We start from the raw sequence: 24,824 nt of genomic DNA, 5'->3' as shown, positions 1-24,824 counted from the left end.
CTATCATTATAGCAGAGGAAATGATTTAAGTCAAGAAGAAACTGAGTTTTCTTTCTGAATATTTTTTCTTCTCACACAGCGATTAACATGATAACATCTTAACTTGATCTTGTCAAGAGTTAATAGGCTAGAGTTAATATTAACTCTAGCCTTTAAAATTATTGCTCTCTAATTTTAGCCTCTAATCTATTATCCAGTTCTGTTTCTATCTTAGACTGGACTTGATTTACTTCTTGGTCAGTCAAAGTTCTATCAGGAACTCTATACTGTAAAGAATAAGCTAAACTCTTATGATTAGCTGGAATCTGCTCTCCTTGATATAAATCAAATAACTCAACTGATTCTAATATTTCTCCTCCTACTTCATAAATAATATTCTCTATCTGCTGGTGAGTTGCTTCTTCGTTGACAACTAAAGCAATATCACGCATTAAGGCTGGATATTTAGGAAGTTGATTATATTCTCTTTTTTGAGTAGCTACTTGGCTTATCAAATCAAAATCAAGTTCCCAAACTACAACTCGATTATTCAAATCATAATTTTCTATGACATCAGGATGAAGTTCACCTATATAACCTATCTCTTGGTTATTAACTTTTACTTTAGCAGTTCGCCCAGGATGTAAATAACTTATTTGAGTAGTTTCAAGTTCTAAATTCCTAACCCCTAAGCTAGAGAAATAATCTTCTAGGATTCCTTTTAAGTAGAAAAAATCTGCTGCATCAACATTCCATTTATCAGCTAAATCATCTTTCATTACTGCTGCGGCCAACTTTAAATTCTCTTGCGGTAAATTATCATCTTCTGTAGGAGTAAACACCTTACCTAATTCAAAGAATTGACTATTATTAACTTTTCGACTAGCATTTAAAACAATATTATCTAACAACCCAGGAATTAAAGTAGTCCGCAATAAAGTATGTTCTTTACTAACTGGATTATTAAGCTCAACTACTTTCCGTAAAGGACTAGCCTCAGCTAAATCTAATTTAGTTAAATCTTTCTGGTTGATAAAAGAATAATTCTGAGCTTCAAACAAACCAAGATCAGCTAGAATTTCCCGTGTTTTATCCTCTAATTTCTGCGCCCAACTCTTCTTGCCCTGGACAATCTCAGCTTCAAGTTTAGTAGCTGCAATTTCATTATAACCATAAGTTCTAGCTACTTCTTCTATTAAATCAATTTCTTGGTCAATATCAACTCGATATGTAGGCACTTTAACTAATAGATTTTTTCCTAAATCCTCAACAGTAAACTGTAATCTCTCTAATAAAGTCTTAATCTCAATCTTGGCCAGCTCAACTCCTAATACTTTCCGAACTCTATCTGGTCTTAGTTTGATTCCTTCTTCTGTTACTGGTTCAGGATAAATATCTTTAATTCCCTCTAGTACCTGACCTGACCCTAACTCAGCAATTAATTCTGCTGCTCTATTTAGGGCCAACTCTACTAAATTAATATCAACTCCTCGCTCAAATCTATGAGAAGCATCACTATGAATCCCTAATCGACTAGATGTATTACGCACTGAACCTGGATCAAAATTAGCCCCTTCTAAAAATATAGTAGTTGTTTCTTGGGTTACTTCACTCTTAGCGCCCCCCATTACTCCAGCTATACAAGAAGGTTGCTCACTATCAGCAATTACTAACATTTCGGAATCAAGATCACGTTCTTCATCATCTAAAGTAACTAAAGTTTCATTATCTTGAGCCCTTCTAACAATTATCTGTTGTCCTTCTAATTCTTCATAATCAAAAGCATGTAAAGGTAAACCTAACTCCATTAAGACAAAATTAGTTACATCTACTACATTATTAACTGGTTGGATACCTACTGCTTCTAATTTATTCTTTAACCAGAGAGGAGATTCCTTAACTTCTAAATCAGTAATTATTCGCCCAGCATAACGTGAACAAAGATCTTTAGCATCAATCTGGAGCTTGATCCAATCAGCAATATTTTCTGGAATTTCTTCTACCTCAGGTTCAGGATACTCAAGATCATCACCAGTAATTGCTGCTATCTCTCTCGCTACTCCTATTATACTTAGGCAGTGACTATAATTAGGAGTCAAATCAAATTCAATAATAATATCATCTAAACCTAATTCACTAATTAATTGCCCACCTACTGTCAAATCAGCAGGTAGAATGAATAATCCATCTACTCCATCATCAGCTAATTCTAATTCATCGGTAGAACACATCATTCCTTGGGATTGAACTCCTCTGAGCTTAACTTCTTCGATCTTCATTCCTTCGGGCATAACAGTTCCCACTGGTGCAACAGGGACTTTATCCCCTTGCTCCATATTATCTGCTCCACAAACAATCTGCACTTCTTCCGTTCCTAAATCTACTTGGCAGACTGCTAATTTATCTGCATTTTGATGATCATTAATCTCTAGAATCTGGCCTACTATTATTTCTTTAATATTTTCTCCTTGATATTCAATTCCTTCTACCTCTAAACCAGCCATAGTTAACTTATCAGCTAGCTCTTGAGCTGTATAATCAAAATCAATATAATTTTGTAACCACTTATAAGAAACTTTCATCTTTAGTCCCCCTCTTACTTAAATTGTTGCAAGAATCTAATATCATTTTCATATAATAATCGAATATCATCAATAGCATACTTTAACATAGCAATTCGCTCGACACCAATCCCAAAAGCAAAACCAGTATATTCTTCTGCATCTATATCGGACATTTCCAGTACATTAGGATGGACCATACCAGCACCTAAAATCTCTAACCAACCTGTATTAGAACAAATACTACAACCTGCCCCATTACAGTTAGCACAAGAAACATCAACTTCTGCACTAGGTTCAGTAAAAGGAAAATAACTTGGTCTAAATCTAACCTGTCTCTCCTGGCCAAATAATTCATGAACCACTCTAATTAAGATCTCCTTTAAATTAGCAAAGGAAATATCTTCACCAACCATCAACCCCTCTACTTGATGAAAGACTGGAGTATGAGTAGCATCAACTTCATCAGATCGATAAACTCGTCCCGGAGCAATTATTCTTATCGGAGGTTCAGTCTGCTCCATTGTTCTAACTTGAACTGAAGAAGTATGAGTTCTTAATAACTGATCCTCGCCTACATAAAAAGTATCTTGCATATCTCGAGCTGGATGATTCTCGGGAAAATTTAACCCAGCAAAGTTATAATAATCAGTTTCTACATCAGGTCCTTCAGCAATCTGGAAACCTAAACCTAAAAAGATTTCTTTAAGTTCAGAAAAGACTATATTTAAAGGATGTTGGTTAGCAGATTCAGGATCCTTACCAGGTAATGTCACATCAATTTTTTCTTTACTTAGTTGTTCTTGCTTAGCTTGCTTTTTTAATTCTTCCTGGCGATCAGCAATCAACTGTTGAAGTTGATTTTTAACTTGATTAGCCAACTTTCCAATAACTGGTCGTTGCTCAGGGGGTAAATCCCCTACATTACGTAAAATCTGAGTTACTTCACCTTTCTTACCTAGATACTTAATTCGCAATTCATCTAATTGGTCTAAATTAGAAGCTTCACTAATTAAATCAGTTGCTTCCTGTTGAATATTTTTAAGCCTATCTTCCATCTTACAATCCTCCTTTAGCAAAATACTAAGTTTTAGTTTAAGTCTAAGTAACCCCTAAACTCAGTAGTTACCTACTTTACATCTGAAATTACTATTCCAAAACAAAAAATCCACCTATCCTCCCCCAGCTAAGGACGAAAGACAGTGGATTACTTCCGCGGTACCACCCTAGTTAGCTAACTAAAGCTCGCTTAACCTAGTAACGGTAGGTGCCGACTTAGTCTACTCCATTCAACTAAGTAGCTCCAGAGTGAATTCATCTAACATCATCTGAGAAATATTTGCAGTCTAAGATATTTCCTCCCTAGAAGATGATAGGCTAAATTACTTGACTCCTTCCTAGCTGTTATTATTTACTTAACGTCAGTATACCACACTCAACTAATAATCACAACTTACTCAGTTAACTTCTTCTTTGCCGAACTCCTTCGTATAACATAACTCCTGTTGCCATAGCAACATTTAAAGATTCAGCAGCTTCTGCTAATGGTATTTTAACTAATTTGTCTGCCCCAGTAATAAATTCTTGTCTAGGGCCTTGGCCCTCATTACCAGCTACAATCGCTGTCGGTTGAGTATAATCAACTGCAAAATGAGACATCTCTGCTTCAACATCACCTACCACTAACTGGACTCCACTGGCTTGTAACTCTCTTTTCAATTTCATTATATCCTCTGTTCGATAAACTGGAAATCTAAATAAAGCTCCCATAGTTGCTCTAATTACCTTTTGATTATATAAACTTACTGTTCCTTTAGTGGTAATTACCCCACTAGCACCTGCTGCATCAGCAGTCCGGATAATCGTTCCTAAATTTCCTGGATCCTGTACTTGATCTGCTATTACAAAAAATTGTTTATTTCCAGCTAAAATATCATTTAATTGATAATCCCTCTGCTGCACAATAGCTAAAATTCCTTGCGGAGAAGTAGTATCAGCTACTTGTTGTAACAAATCATCTGTAATCTGAAAAGTATGCTGACTAACTTGTTTTAACTTATGTAATAATTCTTCGCCTCGCTGATTGCGTAACAAGTAATCAGAATAAAAAACTTGTCCAATCTCAATCTGTTCCTTGATAGCTTCTTCTATAATTCTAACTCCTTCTAGGACAAACTTTTTTTCCTGGCGCCTATACTTTTTCCGATATAAAGAACGTAAATATTTAATTTTATCATTAGTAAAACTAGAAATTAGCACTAGTTAATAACTCCTTTCTATCACTTAATACCAGAAGTTATTATATCATGCCCTAGTTGATACCTCAAATTCAACTTAAAACTTTCTTAGCTTTTCTAAATTTTCATTCTTACCTACTACAATTAAAGTATCTTCAGGTTGAATCTTTAATTTAGCACGGGGAGAAACTTCTATTTTATCTTCTCTTTTGACAGCCATTACATTAACTCCGAAGCGACTTCTTAATTCTAATTCTTTTAAACTCTGATCATGCATTTTAGGACTAGGTTTCATCTCAATCACACTATAATTAGGGGCCAACTTGATATATTCTAAAATATTAGCGTCAACTAAATTATTCGCAATTCTAACCCCCATATCTCGCTCCGGATAAACAACTTTATCTGCGCCTACCTTATGTAGTACTTTACCATGTAATTGATTATTTGCTTTAGTTACTACCTGGTCAACTCCTAATTCTTTAAGTAATAAAGTAGTTAAAATATTAGCCTGAATATCCTCCCCAATACTAACCACTCCTATATCAAACTCATTAACTCCTAATTCTTGTAATGCATCTTCATCAGTAGCATCAGCTTCTACAGCATGAGTAACTTCATTACTAATTTCTTGCACCCGAGACTGATCAACATCAACTGCTAACACATCACAATTTTTACCAGCTAATGCTTTAGCTACCCCGGTACCAAACCGACCTAAACCAATTATTATAAACTGTTTCATTTCTTTCGCCCCTCTATTAGCCAATTAGTATCTCTTCTGCTGGATACTTAACCTTATCTGTTTCTACCTTTTCACCTAAGGCTACTGCTAAAGTTAACGGGCCAACCCGTCCTATAAACATCAATACTACAACAACCAACTTACCAATTACAGTTAAAGAGCTAGTAATCCCTGTGGATAAACCTACTGTCCCAAAAGCTGAGATAGCTTCAAAGAAAATTCTTATAAAAGAAGCTGTTTCGGTAACTGTCAAAACTAAACTAGCTAAGACTACAAACAATAAACCACTTAAGGTAACTGCCAAAGCTTTATAAATAGTACTTTGGAGGATAGTCCGACCAAATAGTTGCGGAGTTTTTTTTCCTCTAACCAATGAATAAGTAGTTAATAACAAAACCCCTACAGTTGTAGTCTTTAGTCCGCCCCCAGTAGAACCAGGGGAAGCTCCAATAATCATCAGAATAATAACTAAAAACAGACTCCCAGCAGTTAAATTACCAATCGGAACTGTATTAAATCCAGCTGTCCGAGGAGTAACACCTTGAAAATAAGCAGCCACTAATTTGTTACCTACAGACAAATCACCTAGTGTTTTAGGATTAGCAAACTCTAATAGAAAAATACCACAGACTCCTACTCCGATTAAAATCACTGTCAACAATAATACTAACTTACTATGTAAAGTTAAAGGACTAAACTCTCGTTTATGATATATATCAGCAAGTACTGCAAATCCAATCCCGCCTATAATAAATAAAGTGGTAATTACTAAATTAGTATAAGGATCAGTTACAAATCCTTCTAAACTAGTCCCAAAAAGATCAAAACCAGCATTACAAAAAGCAGAAATAGCATGAAAAATAGCAAAATAAATTGCCTTCCCTACAGAAAATAAAGAATTAAACCGGAAGAATAATAAAACTGCCCCTAGCAATTCAATACCTAAAGTCAAGCTAATTATGTACTTAACTACCCTAAGCAATCCAGAAAAATCAAAGTGATTTATCTCTTCTTTAACAATAATCCGTTCTTTAAAACTAATCTTTCTACCTAGTAATAAAACTACCAGAGTAGAACTAGTCATCAAACCTAAACCACCAATTTGGATCAAAACTAAAACTACTAACTGCCCAAAAAGGGATAAATCATGAGCAGTATTAACTACAATCAATCCTGTCACCGCCGTTGCTGAAGTAGCTGTAAATAGAGCATCGATTGTACTAAGACCTTGATTTGCTACTGTAGCCCAAGGAAGAGACAATAAAATAGTCCCTAAAATAATCAATATTAAATACCCTAACACCAAAAACCTGGCTGGCGACAAAGACTTAGTTACAGAAAAAATTATTCCCACCCCCAGGTTAATTGCTTGTATCATTAATATAAACTAGATACGTCAATATTATAACCTCCAGGTGGGATTATTTATTTTTCAGCCGTGTGTCGTGTGTTATGTGCGGATGCTTTTTATTACAAAAAGTTTCTGTGAAACTTGTAGGATCATCCAAGTCTCAGCTAGCACTAACTAACAATAGTAATTTAATAGTACTTTAACTGTTTCAAACTACTTTCTTGGCCCATCACCACTAGTACATCATTAGCATTAACTGTGTCTGTTGCTTCCGGGGATAAATTAATATCATCATCTGATTTAACAGCCAACACATTAACCCCAAATTGACTCCTTAAATCCAACTCTTTTAGTGTCTTTCCCACCAATTCATCCGAAGCAATTAATTCAGCAATACTATAATTAGGGGCTAATTCTATATAATCCAATACATTAGCTGAAACTAAGTTATTTGCTACTCTAACTCCCATATCTCGCTCCGGGTAAACTACTTTATCAGCTCCTACTTTACTTAATAATTTACCATGAAGTTTATCCTGAGCCTTAACTACAACATGAGAGACTCCTAATTCCTTCAAAACTAAAGTAGTTAAAATATTACCATGGACATTAGAGCCAATAGCTACAATAGCAATATCAAATTCAGCCACACCTAGTGTTTCTAAAGCTTCCTCGGAAGTAGCATCAGCCTGAACAGCATGAGTTACATCGCTAGAAATTTCTTGCACCTTTTTCTCATCTATATCAATAGCTAAGACATCATAATTCTTATCAGCTAAGGTAGTAGCCACACTAGAACCAAACCGACCTAAACCAATTACAATAAATTGTTTCATCAACCTTCCCTCCTTATTAAATTTAACCTACTAAGATCTTCTCTTTAGGATACCTAATATTTGCTTTATTTCTCTTCTCTGCTACAGCTACCGCAATAGTCAACGGGCCAACTCGCCCAGCAAACATAGTCAAAATAATTACTATCCGCCCAATACTAGATAAGTTACCAGTCACTCCCGTTGATAAACCAACTGTTCCAAAGGCTGAAACTGCTTCAAAGAAGAGATCAATAAATGCTCCCTCTTCAGTAATAGTTAAAATAGTCGTAACTAAAACAACTAATAACAAAGCAATAAAGGCAATCGATAGAGCGTCAAAAACTACTTCTCTACCTAACCGCCGATTATAAAGTTCTACATCATCTTTACCACTAATCCTAGAATATAATACAGCTCCTAAAGCTCCAAAAGTAGTAGTCTTAATCCCCCCACCTGTTGATCCAGGCGAAGCCCCAATAAACATCAGTACAATTACAAAAAATAAAGTAGATGTCCGCAACGAACCAGTAGGTAAAGTATTAAAACCAGCTGTTCTAGGAGTTATAGACAGAAAATAAGAGGAAACAAGTTTATCTTTTAACGACAAATCGCCCATAGTAGCTGGATTAGAATACTCTAAGATAAAAGAACCAACAAAACCAACTGCAATTAAAATCAGTGTTACACTAAGAACTAGTTTAGTCTGTAAAGAAAAGTTCGCAAATCTCTTTCCATCATAAATCTCTGCAATCACAGCAAAGCCAATCCCACCTAAAATAATTAAAGTACTAATAGTAAAGTTAACAATTATATCACCAGTAAAGTTAGCTAAACTATTACCAAAGATATCAAAACCAGCATTATTAAAAGCTGACACAGCATGAAAAATAGAAAAATAAACTGCTTTACCAAGGGGCATATCCTGAATAAATCTTACAAATAAGAATAAAGCTCCTGTCCCTTCGATTGTAAAAGTAACCGCTACAACATACTTAACCAGCTGTAAAATACCTGATAATCCAAATTGATCTAAATCCTTTTGAATCATCAACCTATGTTTAAGAGTTACCTTCTTCCCAATCAAAAAAGCTAATAAAGTAGACATACTCATAATTCCTAAACCACCAATTTGGATTAAACACATAATTACTACCTGCCCGAAAACAGTAAAAAAGGTAGCTGTATTTTCTACAATCAATCCGGTTACAGCTGTAGCTGAAGTAGCCGTAAAAACAGCATCTAAAAAGTTCATTCCTTGTCCATTAGTAGTCGCTAAGGGCAAAGTTAATAGTAAAGCTCCGGATAAAATTATCGTAAAATAACCTAAAGATAATATTTGCGCCGAACTTAAATTATGGAGATTAAATATTTTCTTCATACTTATACCACACCTTACCTTCTTATTCTGTAATCATATATTTACCATCTTTAATAATCTTTATAATAGCAAAGAAGATAACTAAAAATTCTAATCTACCTAAAAACATACCCCAAGTTTCTAACCATAAGATACCTACTGGCGCATCAGCTGCTGTAATCCCTACTGATAAGCCGACTGTTCCTAAAGCAGAAGCAAACTCAAACATAGCAGCAGACAATTCATATCCGTAAGCTAAATAAACTAGGACACCTAAAAAGTAAGTAGTTAAGTATAACATAATATAATTAGCAGTCTCACGAATATATTCAGACTTAACATACAACTTCTGCTCTCCACGCCAGATATAATTTTCTTGCATAGCATTTTGCGGTAAAAAATAACTTTTGAGTTCCCAAAATAATGACTTAAAAATTAAGTAAATCCTATAGAGTTTAATACCACCAGCAGTAGAACCTGTCCCTCCACCAATTAACATTAACAAAATCAAACTTAAAATACCAAAACTATTCCAGGTAGTAAAAGTATCCAAGGAAAAACCAGTAGTCGAAATAGCAGTTATAACCTCAAAAATACTTCTTCTTAACATATCAGGTAAGTTAGTATATAAATTAGCTACAGAAAAATAACCAATAATAGGAGTAAAAATACTAATCAATAAACCTAATAATCTAATTTCACCATTTTTAAAGAAAATTCTAAATTTCCCTTTCAACAACGCAAAATGAGTAGCAAAATTAGTAGTTCCTAATAACATTAAAACCCAGGTCGCTAATTCTATCGGTAGACTATCCCAGTGTCCAATACTATCTACCTTAGTAGAAAAACCTCCTGTAGACAAAGCTGCTATAGAGTGATTAATAGCATCAAAAAATCCCATCCCAGCTAGCCAATATAAAATTATACCTCCTAAAGTATAACCAGCATAAATTAACATAATTGCTTTAGTAGACCTCTTAACGTGAGGTAATAACTGATCACTTCTTCCTTCAGCATTATATAATCCAAAACCATAAGGATGAATTACTGAAGATAACATCACCACAATCAGCCCTACCCCACCAAAAAACTGCATAATACTCCGCCATAATAAAAAAATATGAGAAGTTTCTGCCTCATTAATAACTGATAGGCCAGTTGTAGTCCACCCACTAGTAGCCTCAAAAATAGCTTGCGTAAAGTTCAATTTACCAGCTAGCATAAAGGGCCAAGCAGAAGCAAAAATAGCTACAACCCAAGAAATTAAAACAATAATGCCTCCTTCTTTAAGAGACAAAGAGACTCTTTCCTCTTTATGTTTAGTAAATTTCCAACTTAAGAAACCACAACTAAAAAATATACTAGCTGGGACTAAAAATGCTTGTAAATGAACAATATCCTGCGGATAAAAAGGTAATACCAATAAAGGCAATAATAAAAAAGCTCCAGCAGCCATTGTTAACATCCCAATATATTTAAAAATTAAGATATATCTTTCCTGTAAATTTTTTTGATAGCGCATGACTTATCCTCCTATTCTCCAGACAATACACTAAAGGCTTCAGCTTGTTTTTTAGGTAGAGTAATAATTAATGCTTTATCCCCCTCTAACAATTTAGTATTCCCTTTAGGGATTAATACTTCCTCATCTCTAATAATACAACCAAATACAATATCATGTGGTAAATTTATCTCTCGTAAAGTCTTACCTAAAACAGGAGAATCATCCTGTAAGATAACTTGTGAAATACTAATCTTTCCTTCTTCAATAGATAATAAATTGCTAACATCTGATACCTCTACTCTTTGTTCAATCAAAATAGAGATCAGCTTAGTAATATTAAAGATAGTTTCTACCCCTAAACTTTTAAATATTTCTTCATTATTAGGATTATTAACTACTGAAAAAGTCTTAGGAATTCCAAACTGTTTATAGGCCAATTGACAAATAAATAAATTATCCGGATCATTATCAGTTAAAGCTAAAATAATATCAGCTTTATTAGCTTCAGCTTCAGCTAAATAATCCGGTTTAGAACCATCCCCATTGATTACTAAAGCCTGAGATTTACGAGCTAAAAACTTACAATACTCCTTATCTTGATTAATAACAGATACTCGATAGCCTTTAGCAATGAACTTTTTAGTTAAATGATAAGTAACTTTTCCTCCGCCTACCATTATAATTCTCATACAATCTCTCCTTAACAATTAATGATTTTATTTTTAAATTCTCCTACTAGCAAATTAGTAGGACTCATAATTTCTACATCTAGGTCTTGATAAATAACTTCTTTAGTTGGATCAATAGTTCTCACAACTACCTTAGGAATCTGATGTAATTCGCTAGCTATTTGAGCTATCATAGCATTGACATTATCATTATTAGTTGTAACAACTACCAAGTCTGCTTTATCCAGTTTAGCCTCCTGTAACACTTCTATCTCTGCTGCATCACCGCTAATTGTAAATCCTGTAAATTCAGCTGATAAATTAGCAAAAGCAGTAGTATCTTTATCAATCACTACTACGTCTTCTCCTTGTTTCGATAATAAATTAGCTATTGCTGAACCAGTTCTACCACAACCAATAACTAAAGCATACATCCTAATCCCTCTCTTTCTCATCGGCACCTAAATTAATATCACTTTTATCATATTCAAACTGACTTGTTCGCTCTAAATTTTCCTGAGCTGGCTTATAGGATGGATCCAAAGCAAGAGCAGCTCGATATTTCTTTTGAGCCTCTAAATCTTGATCCTCTAATTCTAAAATAACTCCTAATAAATTAAAAGCTTCTGGCTTAGAAGTATCCAAACTAACTGCTTTTTTTAAGTATTCATAACCTTTATCCAGGTCTTGATTGTTAATACACGACTTAGCGTAATGCAAATAATCTTGATAAGTGTTTAATTCTTCTTCTTGGAACTCTAGATCATTTCTGGCAATCACTTCACTAACAATATCTTTGATTTCATCAGGAGTAAAAGGCTTTCTTAAGTAATCAATAGCTCCTAACTTCATTGTTTCTACAGCTGTCTCAACGGAACTAAAGCCAGTAATCATAATCACACTAGCTTCTTTATCAACCTGCTTAACCTGTCTTAATACTTCTAAACCATCCATACCTGGTAATTTCATATCCAATAAGACTATATCAAAATTATCCTCTTTAAATTTCTCCAATCCATCTTCACCATTAACAGCAGTTACCACCTCATAATCAGTAGTTAAGCATTGTTTTAAAGTGATTCTAATATTCTTTTCATCATCTACAACTAATATTTTTTTCATTACTAATCTCTCCTTTCAGTTGCTAAGTACTTCTTTACTTTTGTTAATAAATTATTATGATCTATTGGTTTAGTCATATATTCATCAGCGCCTACACCATAGGCCCGTTTAATATCTGCTTCTTCTGCTTTAGCACTCAACATGATGATTGGTGTATCAGCAGTAATCTCATCATCTTTTAGTGTTTCACAAACTAAAAAACCATTCATTTTAGGAATTTTAATATCCAATAAAACCAAATCAGGATTCCAATCAAAGGCTATATCAACTGCTTCAACCCCATTAGATACTACTTTAATCTTATAACCAGCATTCTCTAAACACATTCTAAGTACAGTAATAATATTTTTATTATCTTCCACAACCAATATCTTATTCATAATTATCCTCCTATCTAAAACGCAAATAACAACCACAAAATTACTTAGGTAACTTTAAAGTAAAGGTGAAAGTACTACCTTTATCTACCTCACTTTCGACCCAGATTCTACCTCCATGAGCTTCAATTATTTCCTTAGAAATAGCTAATCCTAGACCAGTTCCTGTACTTTCATCTTTATCTGCTCCTGCCCGAACAAATTTTTCGAATATCTTATGCTGATACTCCTCAGGAATTCCCGCTCCCGTATCAGCTACTGAAAGATGAATTTTGTGACCTTTTTGGTTAGCAAATAATTTTATTTCATCTCCGTCATTTGTATATCGTAAAGCATTACCAATCAGATTAGTAATCACCCAAGTTATTTTATTTAAATCAGCATAAACCTCTAAATCATCAGGAGCTGTATAATCCAAATCTATTCCTTCTTCTTTAGCTTGTTCCTTAAAGGGCTGAACTGAAGTAGCAAATATATCCTCCACTTTTACTGCTGCAAAATCCAAGTCTATCTCCCCAGACTCCATTTTAGATAAATCTAATAATTCATCAACTAAATTATTTAAATGTTCACAGTCTTCCTGAGCAACCTCTAATAGTTCCTGTTGTTGATCATTAATTTCGCCTGCATTCTCTTCTAGTAACATATTAATCCCCATATTCATTGAAGTCAAAGGAGTTCTAAACTCATGAGACACCATAGAAACAAATTCTGATTTCATTTGATCTACTTCTTTAAGATGAGTGATATCTTCTAATAAAGTAACAACTAATTTAGTTTTATCCTCTTTATCCTTTACAGGAGTAGTTGTAATTCTAAAATATAGCTCTTGCTCCTCTGTAATAAACTTAATAACATTATTATCTTGACTGACTTTTTCCTCTCCAGAATCCAAAGTCTCACTAATAGAATTAAAAATTTGATCTTCTTTGATTGCTTCTAGAAAGTGAGTTCCTACTACCTCTCCTTCCTCTAATCCAAATAATTCCTCAGCATTAGGATTAACAAGTAAAATTTTATTTTCTTCATCAGTTACTAACAAAGGATTGGAAATACTCTTGACAATCCCTTCAGATTTATTCTTTTCTTCAATTAGTTTACTAATATTCATCTCTTCGTATTCTTTAAGTCGTTGCGTCATAGTATTAAATTCTTCAGCTAACTCTCCTATCTCGTCTTTAGTATTAATCTGAATGATTTGATCTAAATTTCCTCCCGCTATCTCTTTTATCTTAGCTGTCAACTGTTTAATTGGTTTGATAATCAAATTGGAAATATAAATTCCAAATATTACAGCCAAAATAATAGCTATTCCTGAAAATATAACTGTCGAGTAGATAGCTTGACTAGCATTATCATTGGCCCGTTGTTGAGCTGTTCTCATATGCTTTTGGTTAACTAATAATAGATCTCTAGATTCCTTTTTTACTTTTTCAAACTGCGGCATAATTTCTTGTAAATAATAATTTTGAACTTCTTTAAAATCTTCTTGTTCAGCCTTATTACGCAAAGTCATAAATTCTTCTAAATAAGCTTGATAACTCTGATTGAGATCTTCTATAATTTCTTTTTCTTCTTCAATAGTTATATTATCTTCTGCTCGAGATAAAAATTTCATAAACTGCATTTGATTTTCTTTAAATATATCCAAAGCCTTCTCCCGACGCCCAAAAACAAAAATCAATTCCGCGCTATCCTGTCTTTCTAAAGCTTCCATCATTTCTTCAGCAGCTATAACACTGCGGTAATTTTCAACCATAATATCATGAATTGATTCATTTAAGGAAACAAAATTATAGATAGACCAGCTAGCTACTCCGATTAAAACTATAATTACTGCTATATACCCTAACAAAATTTTAGTTCTTAATTTTAAATTATTAGTCATTTAATCACCTCACTTTATATTCTACCTCATCTAACAAAAAAAGACTACAGCAGGTAGCCGTAGTCTATGATCTAAAGACTTACTTTCTACCCCCTTTAGTTACCTACGAGGTTAGCTGTCGGGCTCAGGTTAAGGGTCACCTTACCATCTTTAACCTAAGTTTAAATCTAAGGTCAAGCTTAACCTTAACCTCAAACTTAAACTCAAGCTTATAATGGATTCGCCCCAAAAAATGGGTTCCCCGCTTTTATACCAGATGGTATAAAATTCGGTATTAGGTAGATATTTAATTGTTGACTATTGGTTAAATTATAACTTGTAGTAGGCTTTATTGTCAAGTTAACAACCAAAATAAAAGAATAAAAAGAGCTTAAAGTACAGTACTTTAAGCCCTCCATAATAACTAAATATTTTCTTTAGCTAACTCAACTAATTCAGCAAAACCTTCTTCATCATTAACTGCCATATCAGCTAACATCTTTCTGTTAATCTCTACATCTGCTTGCTTAAGACCATGAATGAATCTACTATATGGTAGGTCGTGTTGGCGAGCAGCAGCATTAATTCTACTAATCCATAACTTTCTAAAGTCTCTCTTCTTTTCTTTACGACCTCGATAAGCATACTTTAGAGACTTCATTACCTGCTCAGTAGCTGGTTTATATAACTTACTTTTAGTTCCAAAATAACCTTTAGCTAATTTTAATATCTTCTTTCTCTTTTCTTTTCTTCTATTACCTCGTTTAGCCCGTGGCATAAATCAGACCCTCCTTATAAAATTTTATTCATATGGTAAAAGTTTTTCTAAACGCTTCTCATCACACTTCTCAACAGTAGCATCTTTACTTAATTTTCGTTTACGATTAGAAGTCTTTTTAGTATTTAAATGGTTTTTAAAACCTTTTTTACGCTTGAATTTACCTTTTCCAGTCTTCTTAAACCGCTTCTTAGATCCTTTATGAGTCTTCATCTTACCCATAGTCTAGTCCCTCCTTCAGTTGGTTTAGGTTTTATCACTCTCAGGTGTAATAAACATTAGCATGTTTCGGCCTTCCATTGTCGGCTTCTTAGAGACCTTACCTACATCACTAACTTCTTCAGCTAATCTATCCATTAAATCATAACCAAGATCTTTATGAACTATCTCCCGACCTCTAAAGCGGAGACTAACCTTCACCTTATTTTTATCATTTAAAAATCTTCTGGCCATTTTAGCTTTCACTTTAAAGTCATGGTCTTCAATATTCGCACTCAACTGAACTTCTTTTGTCTTCATTACATTCTGATTCTTTTTAGCACGCTTAGCTTTCTTAGCTTGCTCATACTTATACTTCCCATAATCCATAATCTTACAAACAGATGGTTTAGCTTCCGGAGCAACCTCGACTAAATCAAGGTCTCTATCTTCAGCCAAACTCAATCCTTTCTTTAAAGACATAATTCCAATTTGTTCCCCATCATTATCAACAACTCTTACTTCTCGTGCTCTAATCTGATCGTTAACTCTTAAATCTTCAGCACTAATTTTACATACACCTCCTAAAAAAAAGAAAAGATGACCTAATTAAAGGTCACCCGCTAGTTAGCAAAATTAAACATACATCCCCCTAGGAATATATGCCAATTCTATTAACCTCAAGTCTTAGCTTAAGGTGAGAAGCGGATGACTTCTACTTTATTGTCCTTTCCTAGTATAACACATACCTTTACAATCGTCAAGAAAAAAGTCTTTAGCTATGAGCTGTGAGCCGTGAGCAAATTCAAAAACATAAAACAACTTTTTCCTCTTACGCTAAAATAGAGATTAGATTTTGAATTTAGAGGTTTTGAATTCGCTCATAGCTCACGACACACAACTCACGACTCACAGCTAATTACTCTTTATCCTCAATTTCCTCTACAACATCTGTTTTAAATTCCTCTACTGCAACAGCGCCTAAATCTCCTTCGCGCCGATCACGAACTGATACAGTATTATCCTCTACTTCATCATCTCCTACAATTAACATATAAGGAATCTGCTGGACCTGTGCTTCTCTAATCTTATAACCTACCTTTTCTTGTCTAGCATCGACTTCAACCCTAACTCCTTCTTCTTCTAATTCCTCTTTAATATCATAAGCATAATCCAATTGATCATCACTAATAGGAATTATTTCTGCTTGTACCGGGGCCAACCAAGTCGGGAATGCTCCAGCATAATGCTCAATTAAAATACCCATAAATCTCTCTAAACTACCATAAATAGCTCGGTGGATCATTACTGGCCGATGTTCGTCGCCATCTTCACCTACATAAGTTAAGTCAAATCGTTCGGGCATCTGGAAGTCAAGCTGGACTGTTCCACACTGCCAAGTCCGCCCTAGACAATCTTCAAGATGAAAGTCAATCTTAGGGCCATAAAAAGCTCCATCTCCTTCATTAACTACATAATCTAAACCATTATCAACAATTGCCTCTTCTAAAGCATTAGTTGCCCGCTCCCATAATTCATCAGACCCCATAGCTTTATCTGGTCTAGTACTTAACTCTACACTATACTCAAAACCAAAGGCACTATAAATTTTATCCACTAACTGAATAACCCCATTTAGCTCCTCTTTAATCTGCTCTGGTAGACAATAGATATGAGCATCATCTTGGGTAAAGTTTCTAACCCGCATTAAACCATGGAGTGTACCTGATAATTCATGGCGATGAACTAGTCCTAACTCACCCATTCTAACTGGTAGATCCCGATAACTATGCATCTTATCTTTATAGACTAATACTGATCCTGGACAATTCATTGGCTTAACAGCATAATTTTCCTCATCTATCTCAGTAAAGTACATGTCTTCACTGTAATGATCCCAGTGACCAGACTGCTTCCATAATTCTTCATTTAAGATAATTGGAGTCTTAATCTCTTCGTAACCAGCTTTTTGATGCTCTTCTTTCCAGAAGTCAATCAACTGATTTCTAACTACCATTCCTTTAGGATGGAAGAAAGGAAAACCTGGTCCTTCGTCCTGCAAACTAAATAAATCTAACTCCTGACCTATCTTTCTATGATCTCGTTTCTTAGCTTCTTCTAACTTCTCGAGGTGATCTTCTAGATCAGCTTGCTTATTAAAGGCAGTAGCATAGATTCGTTGTAACATCTTATTATCCTCATCACCACGCCAATAGGCACCAGCTACATTTAATAATTTAAAGGCATTAGCTTTTACTTTCCCTGTGCTAGGTAGATGTGGTCCACTACATAAATCAATAAAGTCTCCTTGGTGATAAAAGCTTACTGTGTCCTCATCTAATTCCTCAATTAATTCTACTTTATATTCTTCGTCTGCTTCTTTCATCTGCGCAAGAGCTTCTTCTTGAGCAACTTCTTCTCGTTGAATAGTATAATCTTCAGCAATTATTTCTTTCATCTCAGCTTCAATTTCCGCAAAGTCATCCTCGGATAACCTATAATCCAAGTCAAAATCATAATAAAATCCATCTTCAATTGTTGGCCCGATTGCTAACTGGACATCATCATATAATCTCTTAATCGCCTGAGCCATTATATGAGCTACTGTATGGCGATAAACCTCTAGTCCCTCTTCTGAATCAATAGTTATAATTGCTAACTCTACGTCTTCCTCTAGTTGATAACTAATATCAACTGCTTGTCCATCAACCTTGCCCGCTACAGCAGCTTTACCTAAGCGAGGGCCAATATCAAAAGCAACCTCTTTAATAGTAGTTCCAGCTTCATAATCACGACTGGATCCATCTGGTAAAGTGATTTCCACTTGACTCATTATAAATTCCTCCTTTTATTATTTATTAACAGTTAGTTACTAATTACATTAAAATAGATAATCGAATTTAGAATGACGCTTAATTGATATAATGTGGCACTTTCGTGCCACAGCTATCAGCTGTCTGCTATCTGTCGTGAGCAGATCTTCACGGAGAGTCCAAAGGACTCGTAGGAAGTCAAATTCTTCAATTGAAAATCATAAATCTAGTTTAAACCCCTAGAATATAGTAATTATAAGGGTTTAGATTTAGAATATAAATGTTTTGAACTGGCTGATAGCACACGACACACAGCTCACGACTGTGTCACCTATGGTGACACAATATATCAATAGTACTCGATACTATCATCACTGTACACTATAAATTATAAACTGTAAATTAAAAAGACCCTCCATCTCTAATTCTAGAGACGAAGGGTTCGCGATTCCACTCTACTTAAATCTATATTAAACCTAACATAGATTCCACTCATAGTTAAGATAACGGCTTAACCGGGCCTCCCTTACTAAGTAACTTGTTCAAGGGCCAACTCAGAGGTGGTTTTCCGCTAATCATTTCTAGGAGATTTCCAGCTTATAATCCCCATTCTCTAGTAGAAAGCAATTAACTTACTCGGCCTCATCAGTGTTGTTAATCAATATTAGCTTATCATTATTATACTTATCAAGTCGACTAATGTCAAATTAATTTTCACTATCTAGTTCAGTTAAATCAGTCACTTCACAGTACTGACAGCCCAAACAAAAGGAGATTCGATCCCCAAATACATTCTCTAAAGTTTTGACTACAGCTAACGGTTCTTTAAAATGTAAAATGATTTCTACAGGAGCAATAGTAATCAAGGCACTAATCAATAAATCTTGGTAATCTAAATCTTCTTCTACCATTTGCAAAGTATAGTCATCCAAAAAGGTATTCTCTAGTACAACTCCCTTGTGATTTAACAATTGGAATCGATCATCTTCAGTCTTAACTACATTTACTAGTTCATTCTGAGGACTTTGCTGATCAATAAATGTTTTTAATAAATGAACAACTTCTTTATAATCCTTTTCTACTAGATAATCATCCACTGCTCCATCAATAGCTAATTCTAATTCTGCTAAGTAGTTCTGGAGCCTAAACCGGACAAAACCTTCAATAATAATCTGCTCCTTAATAGCCAAGTAATCCATAATCTCCAATAAAACCCTATTCTTGCGTTGAATCTTAGATATAATCTCCTCTTTATCCTGACTAACTAAAAAATTAAGCCTGTCAGTAGCAATCTCTAGGATTCTCTCTTCTGCTAGCTTAGAAAAGGATTGGTAGTTATTTCGTAAAATTTTAATTAATAAATCCTCTTCTAAGTGGTTAATAACTAAATCTGATAGTACATTAGCAATATATTCTTTAAATATATTAAGTTCATGACTATTATCACTATCACACCTACAAGCAAATACTACTGTCTCTGCTTGCTCTTTTTCTTCGATAGTAATATCATATCCATCCTGTTGGAGAAAATCCAGCTCAAAATATAATCTATCTCTTAATAAAGCAGTGTACTTGCTTGTGCCAATCTTTACTTCAACCATCCTTGGCCCCTCCCCTTAAACCACGATCTATAATATTATATGCTGCCTTTACCTGGGATATGTTCCAAGGGCCAACTTAAAGAGCATACTAGGCTTTTATTTTTCTGAATTTAATTGTAAATATTCATTAACTCTCAGGGCAGCTTTAGCTCCTTCAGCAGCTGATATAATTATCTGTTTATCCTTAATATCAGTTACATCTCCTGCAGCCCAGATTCCTTCTACAGTAGTCTGGTTATTCTCATCCACTATAATTTCATTTCGCTGATTAGTATTTACTAGCTGGTCTACAAACCCACTATTAGGAATCAAACCAATTTCTACAAAAACTGCCTTGGTGGAAAGAGTTTGGTACTTACCAGTCTCTGTATCGCGGATTACTATCTCTTCTACTTCTTCAGTACCTGTGATTTCTTCTACTCCATAACCGGTATAAATCTCGATTAAGTCATTAGCTCGCACCTTCTCTTGGAGAACATCATCACCAGCTAACTGATCACCAACCTCAATTAAGTTCACTTTACTATCCAGTTTAGCCATATCTAAAGCCGCTTCTAAACCGGAATTGCCACCACCTACTACAGTTACTTCGTCGCCAGCATATAAATAGCCATCACAAATGGCACAGTAATGAACTCCTTTTCCTTTTAACTCATGTTCTCCTGGAACACCTAAACTCCGGTTATGAGTTCCTGTAGCCACAATCACAGAGCGAGTTTCAATCTCCTGTTGAGTAGTTTCTACTACTTTTAATTTCTCTTTTGCTCTAATATTAGTTACTTCAGCTCCTAGTTTAGCTTGAACATCATACTTTTGCGTATGTTCCCAAAAAGACTCCATTAAATCCCCGCCAGTTATCTCTGGGCTGCCGATCCAGTTATCAATTACATCAGTTTCAATAACTTGGCCTCCTAAGGATAATGAAAGCACTAATACTTCTAGACCTTTCCGAGCTCCATAAACAGCTGCACTCAAGCCAGCTGGGCCAGCCCCAACAATTACTAAATCCCAGATCTGATCTAAATCAGCAGGTTTAAGTCCTAACATCTCATTTAATTTACCAGTAGTCTCTAGTTCGATTAAATCATCATAACCACCGATATTTTGCCCATTAATAAATATCTGCGGCACAGTCTTGGCCCCATTACTTCTCTCGGCCATCTCTTCTTTCTTACCTTCTTCTTCATCAATCAAATATTCAGTGTAGGACAGGTCTTTACTACGAAAAAAAGACTTTGCTTTCCGACAATAAGGACACCAGGTCAAAGTATAAATTTCAATCTTAGGTTGATTATCACTCATTTTATCCACTCCTTATCAGTATTAATAATCATTTTTGTTCTTGTTATGTATTAATTTCTAGCTCTATATTATTTTTCCTCGCAACTTCTCCAAATAATTAGATAATAAAAGGAGATGGTAGCCCACCCCCTACTTAAAAATCTATAACTCTTGTAACTGATCAATGATCTCTTGGGGGTCTACCCGCGTTGTATAATCAGCATCTACAGCAGCAAACTGAATAATACCATCTTGATCAATAATAAAGACTCCTGGTACTGGTCACTATACTCAGCTAATACCATTCCCATTCCTCCATCACCTATAATATAGGTAAGAAGATTGATGGCCTGTCAGTTATTCAGTTGTTCAATCACTAGATCAACAACTCTTCGCTTGGACATTTTACCACTCCCCTTTAATGTTAGTAAAGCAACCTATTCTTTTAATGGACAGTAGGTTGTTCTACTTCAGTTTCTTCCTCCATAACTTCTGGGCCAACATTAGATTCAGTTTTAAGACTGGTATCTAAGCGGGGATAACCAGCATAATCGACATCTAACACTTGAGCTAACTCTTTATCCACACAAACAAGATCTTTCCGATTTATTTGAGCTAAATCAGTCTTGCCTAGAGCATAAGTAGTTAACTTCATTTCTTCTGTACAAGACTTTAAAAATTTGGCTAAATGCTCTGCAGCTTCTTCTACATCCAAATCCTCTTTAAACTTCCCTAAATACAATGGAATCTGAGGAGGTGGTTCTTGAGGCAAGGCTTCCTTCATTTGTGTTTGCAGTAAGGCCATTAGAGCAATTGAACCAATATAGACTGCATCGGCTCCTAAAGCCATTGCTTTAAGAAAGTGACCGGGCGTCGTTAATCCTCCCGAAGCAATGACTGAGACTTTATCTTTAACTTCTTTTTCTTCTAAAAACTTAACTGCCCGGGCTAAAGCATGGAGAGTTGGTAATCCAACATCATCTTCTAAGGTAGTTGGCCCGCCGTGAGTTCCACCTTCAGCACCATCAATTACTACATAATCTATTCCAGCTTCAATTGCAACCTCTAACTCTTTTTCTAAATAATGAGTAGCACAAAACTTTAAACCTACTGGTACACCGTAATCATTTTTTAATTCTATCACAATATCAATAAAATCGGAAGGCTTGTCCATGCCAGCTAATCTAGTATGAATTACAGCATCTTCACCTGGTTTTAAGTTTTTAGCTTGGCGTAAATCTTCTCCAATCTGATGAGAAGACATCCCCATAGGAGCAGCGGCCTGAGCTCCTTGCCCTAACTGAATCTCAATTGCATCAAGTTGACTTAATTGCTCTGGTTTATTCATCCAACCAGCTCGGTTATACTGACCAATAAAATACTTAGCTTCTTCTCGTTCTTCATCAACTAAAGGAGCCTCTCCAGAATTAGTTGCAGTCCCGGCCCTAGCCGAAGCTCTTGCTAAGGCAGTTTTAGCTTTGATACTTAATGCTCCTCCATAAGACATTCCAGTAATTAAAATTGGGATTTCTAGCTTAAGAGGCTTATCAGCTTGAGGGCCAATAGTAGTTCCAGTTTGGATTTCCACTCCATCTTGAGTTGGCAGTTTAGATAAATGAACAGGATTTAGTAATAACTTTTCCCACTTTGATAAAACATTAGGACTACCTAATGGACGCTGAATTGGTTTACCCGATTCTGCTCGCATACCTGCTTCTATAATTGCTCTAGGAGATAATTTCTGCATGATTGTAACAAAAGAAAATAAATTCTCTGTATAGGGTTCCTCCATCATCCCTTCCATCATCTGATCCATCATATTATTCATCATACCCATCATTATTTTATTCGTAAATTTTTCAAACACTTCTATTTCCCCCTTTCTAAACTTAACTAAATCTAAATACTATGGATATCCAATTTTAAAATAAAAAAAACATTGATAATTAAAAACTATTGTTTTGATAAGGTTTCAGGGGTTAATTATCAATTGTCAATTCTCAATTATTAATTTTATTCAATTGGTTCTATTTCAGGATCTTTTAATCCTTTCTGCTCCCAGTTAATAATCTCACTCTCAATTTCTTGTTGACTAGCTACTCCTACTTGCTGCCAACCTTTTGCTTCCATTATATTAAATAATTTAGTATGTAATTCTTCTAGATCTTGATGTAAACTATGAAATACTTCTCTTAATTCTTTATTAGCAGCTTCTAATTCTGCTTTTGTATAAGTTTGAATTGCTTGTTCCATCATTAGTAACATATCCTGAGCCATCTCTTGCTCTTTTAAATTCATTATTTTACCTCCCTGATTATTGTTCTTGACCATTGAAATTTCTCAGTTGGTCTAATAGTGTTTGCAATTGATTATGATGCAGTTGTTCCCCTTCTTGAAAAATCTGTTTTAATTCACTATCCTGTGTTTCCTGTTGATAAATTTGATATTTCTTCATCGCTAGAGCAGTAGTACTCATCTGATCCTTAATCTCCTTTAGTTCTCCTTGAGTTAATTGATCCATATTTGAATTCCTCCTTACTAATATTATCATTACTCAAACTATCGATTATTATATATTCCCAATTTCAGTTATTGCTAATATATAAATTATAAAAGGGCTTAGTTAAAACTAAGCCCTTTTCCTTATTCTTAATAATCATTCCCCAATAGTAATAAAATCAAAATTAAAAATACAACAAATGCTCCATTATCTCCATAACCATAATCGCCCATATATAACACCTCCTATTTTTGTTTAATATATATTATGTAATTAATATAATTTATGTTAACAAAAATACTAGTTTGGTTAAGATATTTTTCAATTATTAACAATAAATACAATATATTCATAAACTATAATTAAAAAGGAGGTGCCTACTATGAATAATCAGAAAAGTATTTACGACAATTCAGAAGCATATATCTTATTTTTAATTCTTATCTTATTATTGTTGGGGTCAGAAAAGTTATTTAATAATTAAACAACCATCCTTCTCATAGGATGGTTGACTAATCAAAATTTAATTTTTTTAATCTCCATTAAGTAAATTAAAACCACTTCTGATTAATCCAGTTGATTGTTGAAGTAAGATCAAAGTTTTCTGCTAAAATTACTAACCTAAGAATTTGGGTACATTCATCAAGACCAATTGGTTCTTATAAAACTGGATTTAATCGATAAAACCTCGCTCCTAATAATTGAGAGCTAACACAAACATCTGCTTGAACACTACCTTGGGTAAGAATTTTAAACATTTAATTGGTCTAAATTTTTGGTTATTAGCAATTGCAATAGCTACTATACTAGGATTATTAGCTATGACTCCTCCATCAATGTGATTTTGATAAGCAGGAAAATAATTTAGAGTAGCACTACTAGCAAGAGCAACTTTAGTTACAGTTTCATCTTTAGTATCAGATTCAGGAAAATTATTAAAAAATATTTATCGCCAAGTTCCTGAATCAGAGCTAATAGTTCGAAAAGCAGGTATAATTACACGATGATCTAATTGACTAAGTAATAAATCAGTAGGGAAAACAGAATTTAATACTTTAATTAATTTCTCA

At 34.4% G+C, this 24,824-nt stretch carries 22 protein-coding genes, 1 riboswitch and 2 other annotated features; all 22 genes read right to left on the bottom strand.

Going from position 1 to position 24,824, the window contains the following annotated elements; all coding sequences use genetic code 11:
- Nucleotides 1–158: 158 nt before the first annotated feature.
- Nucleotides 159–2,561, bottom strand: coding sequence for a phenylalanine--tRNA ligase subunit beta (gene pheT / locus ACYQ3D_RS07450; protein WP_459837481.1), 2,403 nt, complete (start codon nucleotides 2,559–2,561; stop codon nucleotides 159–161).
- A 14-nt stretch (nucleotides 2,562–2,575) separates the two neighbouring features.
- Nucleotides 2,576–3,598, bottom strand: coding sequence for a phenylalanine--tRNA ligase subunit alpha (gene pheS, locus ACYQ3D_RS07445; RefSeq protein WP_459837479.1), 1,023 nt, complete (start codon nucleotides 3,596–3,598; stop codon nucleotides 2,576–2,578).
- Nucleotides 3,599–3,725: 127 nt separating this feature from the next.
- Nucleotides 3,726–3,948, bottom strand: a binding site (T-box leader).
- Between the two features lie 53 nt (nucleotides 3,949–4,001).
- Nucleotides 4,002–4,799: a TrmH family RNA methyltransferase gene (locus ACYQ3D_RS07440; protein ID WP_459837477.1), complete on the bottom strand. Its 798-nt coding sequence runs from the start codon at nucleotides 4,797–4,799 to the stop codon at nucleotides 4,002–4,004.
- A 75-nt stretch (nucleotides 4,800–4,874) separates the two neighbouring features.
- Nucleotides 4,875–5,522: a potassium channel family protein gene (locus ACYQ3D_RS07435; RefSeq protein ID WP_459837475.1), complete on the bottom strand. Its 648-nt coding sequence runs from the start codon at nucleotides 5,520–5,522 to the stop codon at nucleotides 4,875–4,877.
- Between the two features lie 16 nt (nucleotides 5,523–5,538).
- Entirely contained in the window at nucleotides 5,539–6,807 is a 1,269-nt protein-coding gene (locus ACYQ3D_RS07430; protein ID WP_459837474.1) for a TrkH family potassium uptake protein, read from the bottom strand.
- Between the two features lie 254 nt (nucleotides 6,808–7,061).
- Nucleotides 7,062–7,709, bottom strand: coding sequence for a potassium channel family protein (locus ACYQ3D_RS07425; RefSeq protein ID WP_459837472.1), 648 nt, complete (start codon nucleotides 7,707–7,709; stop codon nucleotides 7,062–7,064).
- A gap of 22 nt (nucleotides 7,710–7,731) precedes the next feature.
- Nucleotides 7,732–9,066 (bottom strand): TrkH family potassium uptake protein, encoded by a 1,335-nt coding sequence (locus ACYQ3D_RS07420; protein ID WP_459837470.1) that lies wholly within the window; start codon nucleotides 9,064–9,066, stop codon nucleotides 7,732–7,734.
- A gap of 22 nt (nucleotides 9,067–9,088) precedes the next feature.
- Nucleotides 9,089–10,567, bottom strand: coding sequence for a TrkH family potassium uptake protein (locus ACYQ3D_RS07415; protein ID WP_459837468.1), 1,479 nt, complete (start codon nucleotides 10,565–10,567; stop codon nucleotides 9,089–9,091).
- Nucleotides 10,568–10,578: 11 nt separating this feature from the next.
- Entirely contained in the window at nucleotides 10,579–11,238 is a 660-nt protein-coding gene (locus ACYQ3D_RS07410; protein ID WP_459837466.1) for a potassium channel family protein, read from the bottom strand.
- A gap of 11 nt (nucleotides 11,239–11,249) precedes the next feature.
- The gene (locus ACYQ3D_RS07405; protein WP_459837465.1) at nucleotides 11,250–11,651 is read right to left on the bottom strand and encodes a potassium channel family protein; all 402 of its coding nucleotides are present in this window, start codon (nucleotides 11,649–11,651) and stop codon (nucleotides 11,250–11,252) included.
- A 1-nt stretch (nucleotide 11,652) separates the two neighbouring features.
- Nucleotides 11,653–12,339, bottom strand: a complete 687-nt coding sequence (locus tag ACYQ3D_RS07400; RefSeq protein WP_459837463.1) for a sigma-54-dependent transcriptional regulator — start codon at nucleotides 12,337–12,339, stop codon at nucleotides 11,653–11,655.
- 2 nt (nucleotides 12,340–12,341) lie between these two features.
- Nucleotides 12,342–12,719 carry a response regulator gene (locus ACYQ3D_RS07395; protein WP_459837462.1) on the bottom strand — a complete coding sequence of 126 codons (378 nt, stop codon included), beginning with the start codon at nucleotides 12,717–12,719 and terminating at the stop codon, nucleotides 12,342–12,344.
- 40 nt (nucleotides 12,720–12,759) lie between these two features.
- Nucleotides 12,760–14,604, bottom strand: coding sequence for a HAMP domain-containing sensor histidine kinase (locus tag ACYQ3D_RS07390; RefSeq protein ID WP_459837461.1), 1,845 nt, complete (start codon nucleotides 14,602–14,604; stop codon nucleotides 12,760–12,762).
- A gap of 84 nt (nucleotides 14,605–14,688) precedes the next feature.
- A riboswitch (cyclic di-AMP (ydaO/yuaA leader) is annotated at nucleotides 14,689–14,888 on the bottom strand.
- A 119-nt stretch (nucleotides 14,889–15,007) separates the two neighbouring features.
- Nucleotides 15,008–15,361, bottom strand: coding sequence for a 50S ribosomal protein L20 (gene rplT / locus ACYQ3D_RS07385; protein WP_459837460.1), 354 nt, complete (start codon nucleotides 15,359–15,361; stop codon nucleotides 15,008–15,010).
- A 24-nt stretch (nucleotides 15,362–15,385) separates the two neighbouring features.
- Nucleotides 15,386–15,583, bottom strand: a complete 198-nt coding sequence (gene rpmI, locus ACYQ3D_RS07380) for a 50S ribosomal protein L35 (RefSeq protein WP_459837459.1) — start codon at nucleotides 15,581–15,583, stop codon at nucleotides 15,386–15,388.
- Nucleotides 15,584–15,607: 24 nt separating this feature from the next.
- Nucleotides 15,608–16,129, bottom strand: coding sequence for a translation initiation factor IF-3 (gene infC / locus ACYQ3D_RS07375; protein ID WP_459837484.1), 522 nt, complete (start codon nucleotides 16,127–16,129; stop codon nucleotides 15,608–15,610).
- Between the two features lie 349 nt (nucleotides 16,130–16,478).
- On the bottom strand, nucleotides 16,479–18,392 hold the full coding sequence (gene thrS, locus ACYQ3D_RS07370) for a threonine--tRNA ligase (protein ID WP_459837458.1): 1,914 nt from the start codon (nucleotides 18,390–18,392) through the stop codon (nucleotides 16,479–16,481).
- 406 nt (nucleotides 18,393–18,798) lie between these two features.
- Nucleotides 18,799–19,030, bottom strand: a binding site (T-box leader).
- A 49-nt stretch (nucleotides 19,031–19,079) separates the two neighbouring features.
- Nucleotides 19,080–19,973 (bottom strand): sporulation protein YtxC, encoded by an 894-nt coding sequence (gene ytxC, locus ACYQ3D_RS07365; protein WP_459837457.1) that lies wholly within the window; start codon nucleotides 19,971–19,973, stop codon nucleotides 19,080–19,082.
- 96 nt (nucleotides 19,974–20,069) lie between these two features.
- Complete coding sequence (gene grxC, locus ACYQ3D_RS07360; protein WP_459837456.1) at nucleotides 20,070–21,275, bottom strand: glutaredoxin 3; 1,206 nt, start codon at nucleotides 21,273–21,275, stop codon at nucleotides 20,070–20,072.
- A 424-nt stretch (nucleotides 21,276–21,699) separates the two neighbouring features.
- On the bottom strand, nucleotides 21,700–23,121 hold the full coding sequence (locus ACYQ3D_RS07355) for an FMN-binding glutamate synthase family protein (protein ID WP_459837455.1): 1,422 nt from the start codon (nucleotides 23,119–23,121) through the stop codon (nucleotides 21,700–21,702).
- A gap of 146 nt (nucleotides 23,122–23,267) precedes the next feature.
- Nucleotides 23,268–23,552 (bottom strand): spore coat protein, encoded by a 285-nt coding sequence (locus ACYQ3D_RS07350; protein ID WP_459837454.1) that lies wholly within the window; start codon nucleotides 23,550–23,552, stop codon nucleotides 23,268–23,270.
- 16 nt (nucleotides 23,553–23,568) lie between these two features.
- Nucleotides 23,569–23,775 carry a hypothetical protein gene (locus ACYQ3D_RS07345; protein WP_459837453.1) on the bottom strand — a complete coding sequence of 69 codons (207 nt, stop codon included), beginning with the start codon at nucleotides 23,773–23,775 and terminating at the stop codon, nucleotides 23,569–23,571.
- Between the last annotated feature and the right edge of the window lie 1,049 nt (nucleotides 23,776–24,824).

It is taken from the genome of Halanaerobaculum tunisiense, assembly GCF_054657635.1.
The sequence above is the reverse complement of the archived record's forward strand: the minus strand, read 5'-3'. Positions and strand labels throughout refer to the sequence as shown.

Excerpts from the sequence above, each read along its gene's own strand:
- ACYQ3D_RS07345 (WP_459837453.1), bottom strand. The coding sequence starts at position 23,775 with ATGGATCAATTAACTCAAGGAGAACTAAAGGAGATTAAGGATCAGATG.
- thrS (WP_459837458.1), bottom strand. The coding sequence starts at position 18,392 with ATGAGTCAAGTGGAAATCACTTTACCAGATGGATCCAGTCGTGATTAT.
- rplT (WP_459837460.1), bottom strand. The coding sequence starts at position 15,361 with ATGCCACGGGCTAAACGAGGTAATAGAAGAAAAGAAAAGAGAAAGAAG.
- ACYQ3D_RS07390 (WP_459837461.1), bottom strand. The coding sequence starts at position 14,604 with ATGACTAATAATTTAAAATTAAGAACTAAAATTTTGTTAGGGTATATA.
- pheS (WP_459837479.1), bottom strand. The coding sequence starts at position 3,598 with ATGGAAGATAGGCTTAAAAATATTCAACAGGAAGCAACTGATTTAATT.
- ACYQ3D_RS07415 (WP_459837468.1), bottom strand. The coding sequence starts at position 10,567 with ATGCGCTATCAAAAAAATTTACAGGAAAGATATATCTTAATTTTTAAA.
- pheT (WP_459837481.1), bottom strand. The coding sequence starts at position 2,561 with ATGAAAGTTTCTTATAAGTGGTTACAAAATTATATTGATTTTGATTAT.
- ACYQ3D_RS07395 (WP_459837462.1), bottom strand. The coding sequence starts at position 12,719 with ATGAATAAGATATTGGTTGTGGAAGATAATAAAAATATTATTACTGTA.
- rpmI (WP_459837459.1), bottom strand. The coding sequence starts at position 15,583 with ATGGGTAAGATGAAGACTCATAAAGGATCTAAGAAGCGGTTTAAGAAG.
- ACYQ3D_RS07350 (WP_459837454.1), bottom strand. The coding sequence starts at position 23,552 with ATGAATTTAAAAGAGCAAGAGATGGCTCAGGATATGTTACTAATGATG.
- ACYQ3D_RS07435 (WP_459837475.1), bottom strand. The coding sequence starts at position 5,522 with ATGAAACAGTTTATAATAATTGGTTTAGGTCGGTTTGGTACCGGGGTA.
- ACYQ3D_RS07420 (WP_459837470.1), bottom strand. The coding sequence starts at position 9,066 with ATGAAGAAAATATTTAATCTCCATAATTTAAGTTCGGCGCAAATATTA.
- ACYQ3D_RS07410 (WP_459837466.1), bottom strand. The coding sequence starts at position 11,238 with ATGAGAATTATAATGGTAGGCGGAGGAAAAGTTACTTATCATTTAACT.
- grxC (WP_459837456.1), bottom strand. The coding sequence starts at position 21,275 with ATGAGTGATAATCAACCTAAGATTGAAATTTATACTTTGACCTGGTGT.
- ACYQ3D_RS07425 (WP_459837472.1), bottom strand. The coding sequence starts at position 7,709 with ATGAAACAATTTATTGTAATTGGTTTAGGTCGGTTTGGTTCTAGTGTG.
- ACYQ3D_RS07405 (WP_459837465.1), bottom strand. The coding sequence starts at position 11,651 with ATGTATGCTTTAGTTATTGGTTGTGGTAGAACTGGTTCAGCAATAGCT.
- ACYQ3D_RS07400 (WP_459837463.1), bottom strand. The coding sequence starts at position 12,339 with ATGAAAAAAATATTAGTTGTAGATGATGAAAAGAATATTAGAATCACT.
- ytxC (WP_459837457.1), bottom strand. The coding sequence starts at position 19,973 with ATGGTTGAAGTAAAGATTGGCACAAGCAAGTACACTGCTTTATTAAGA.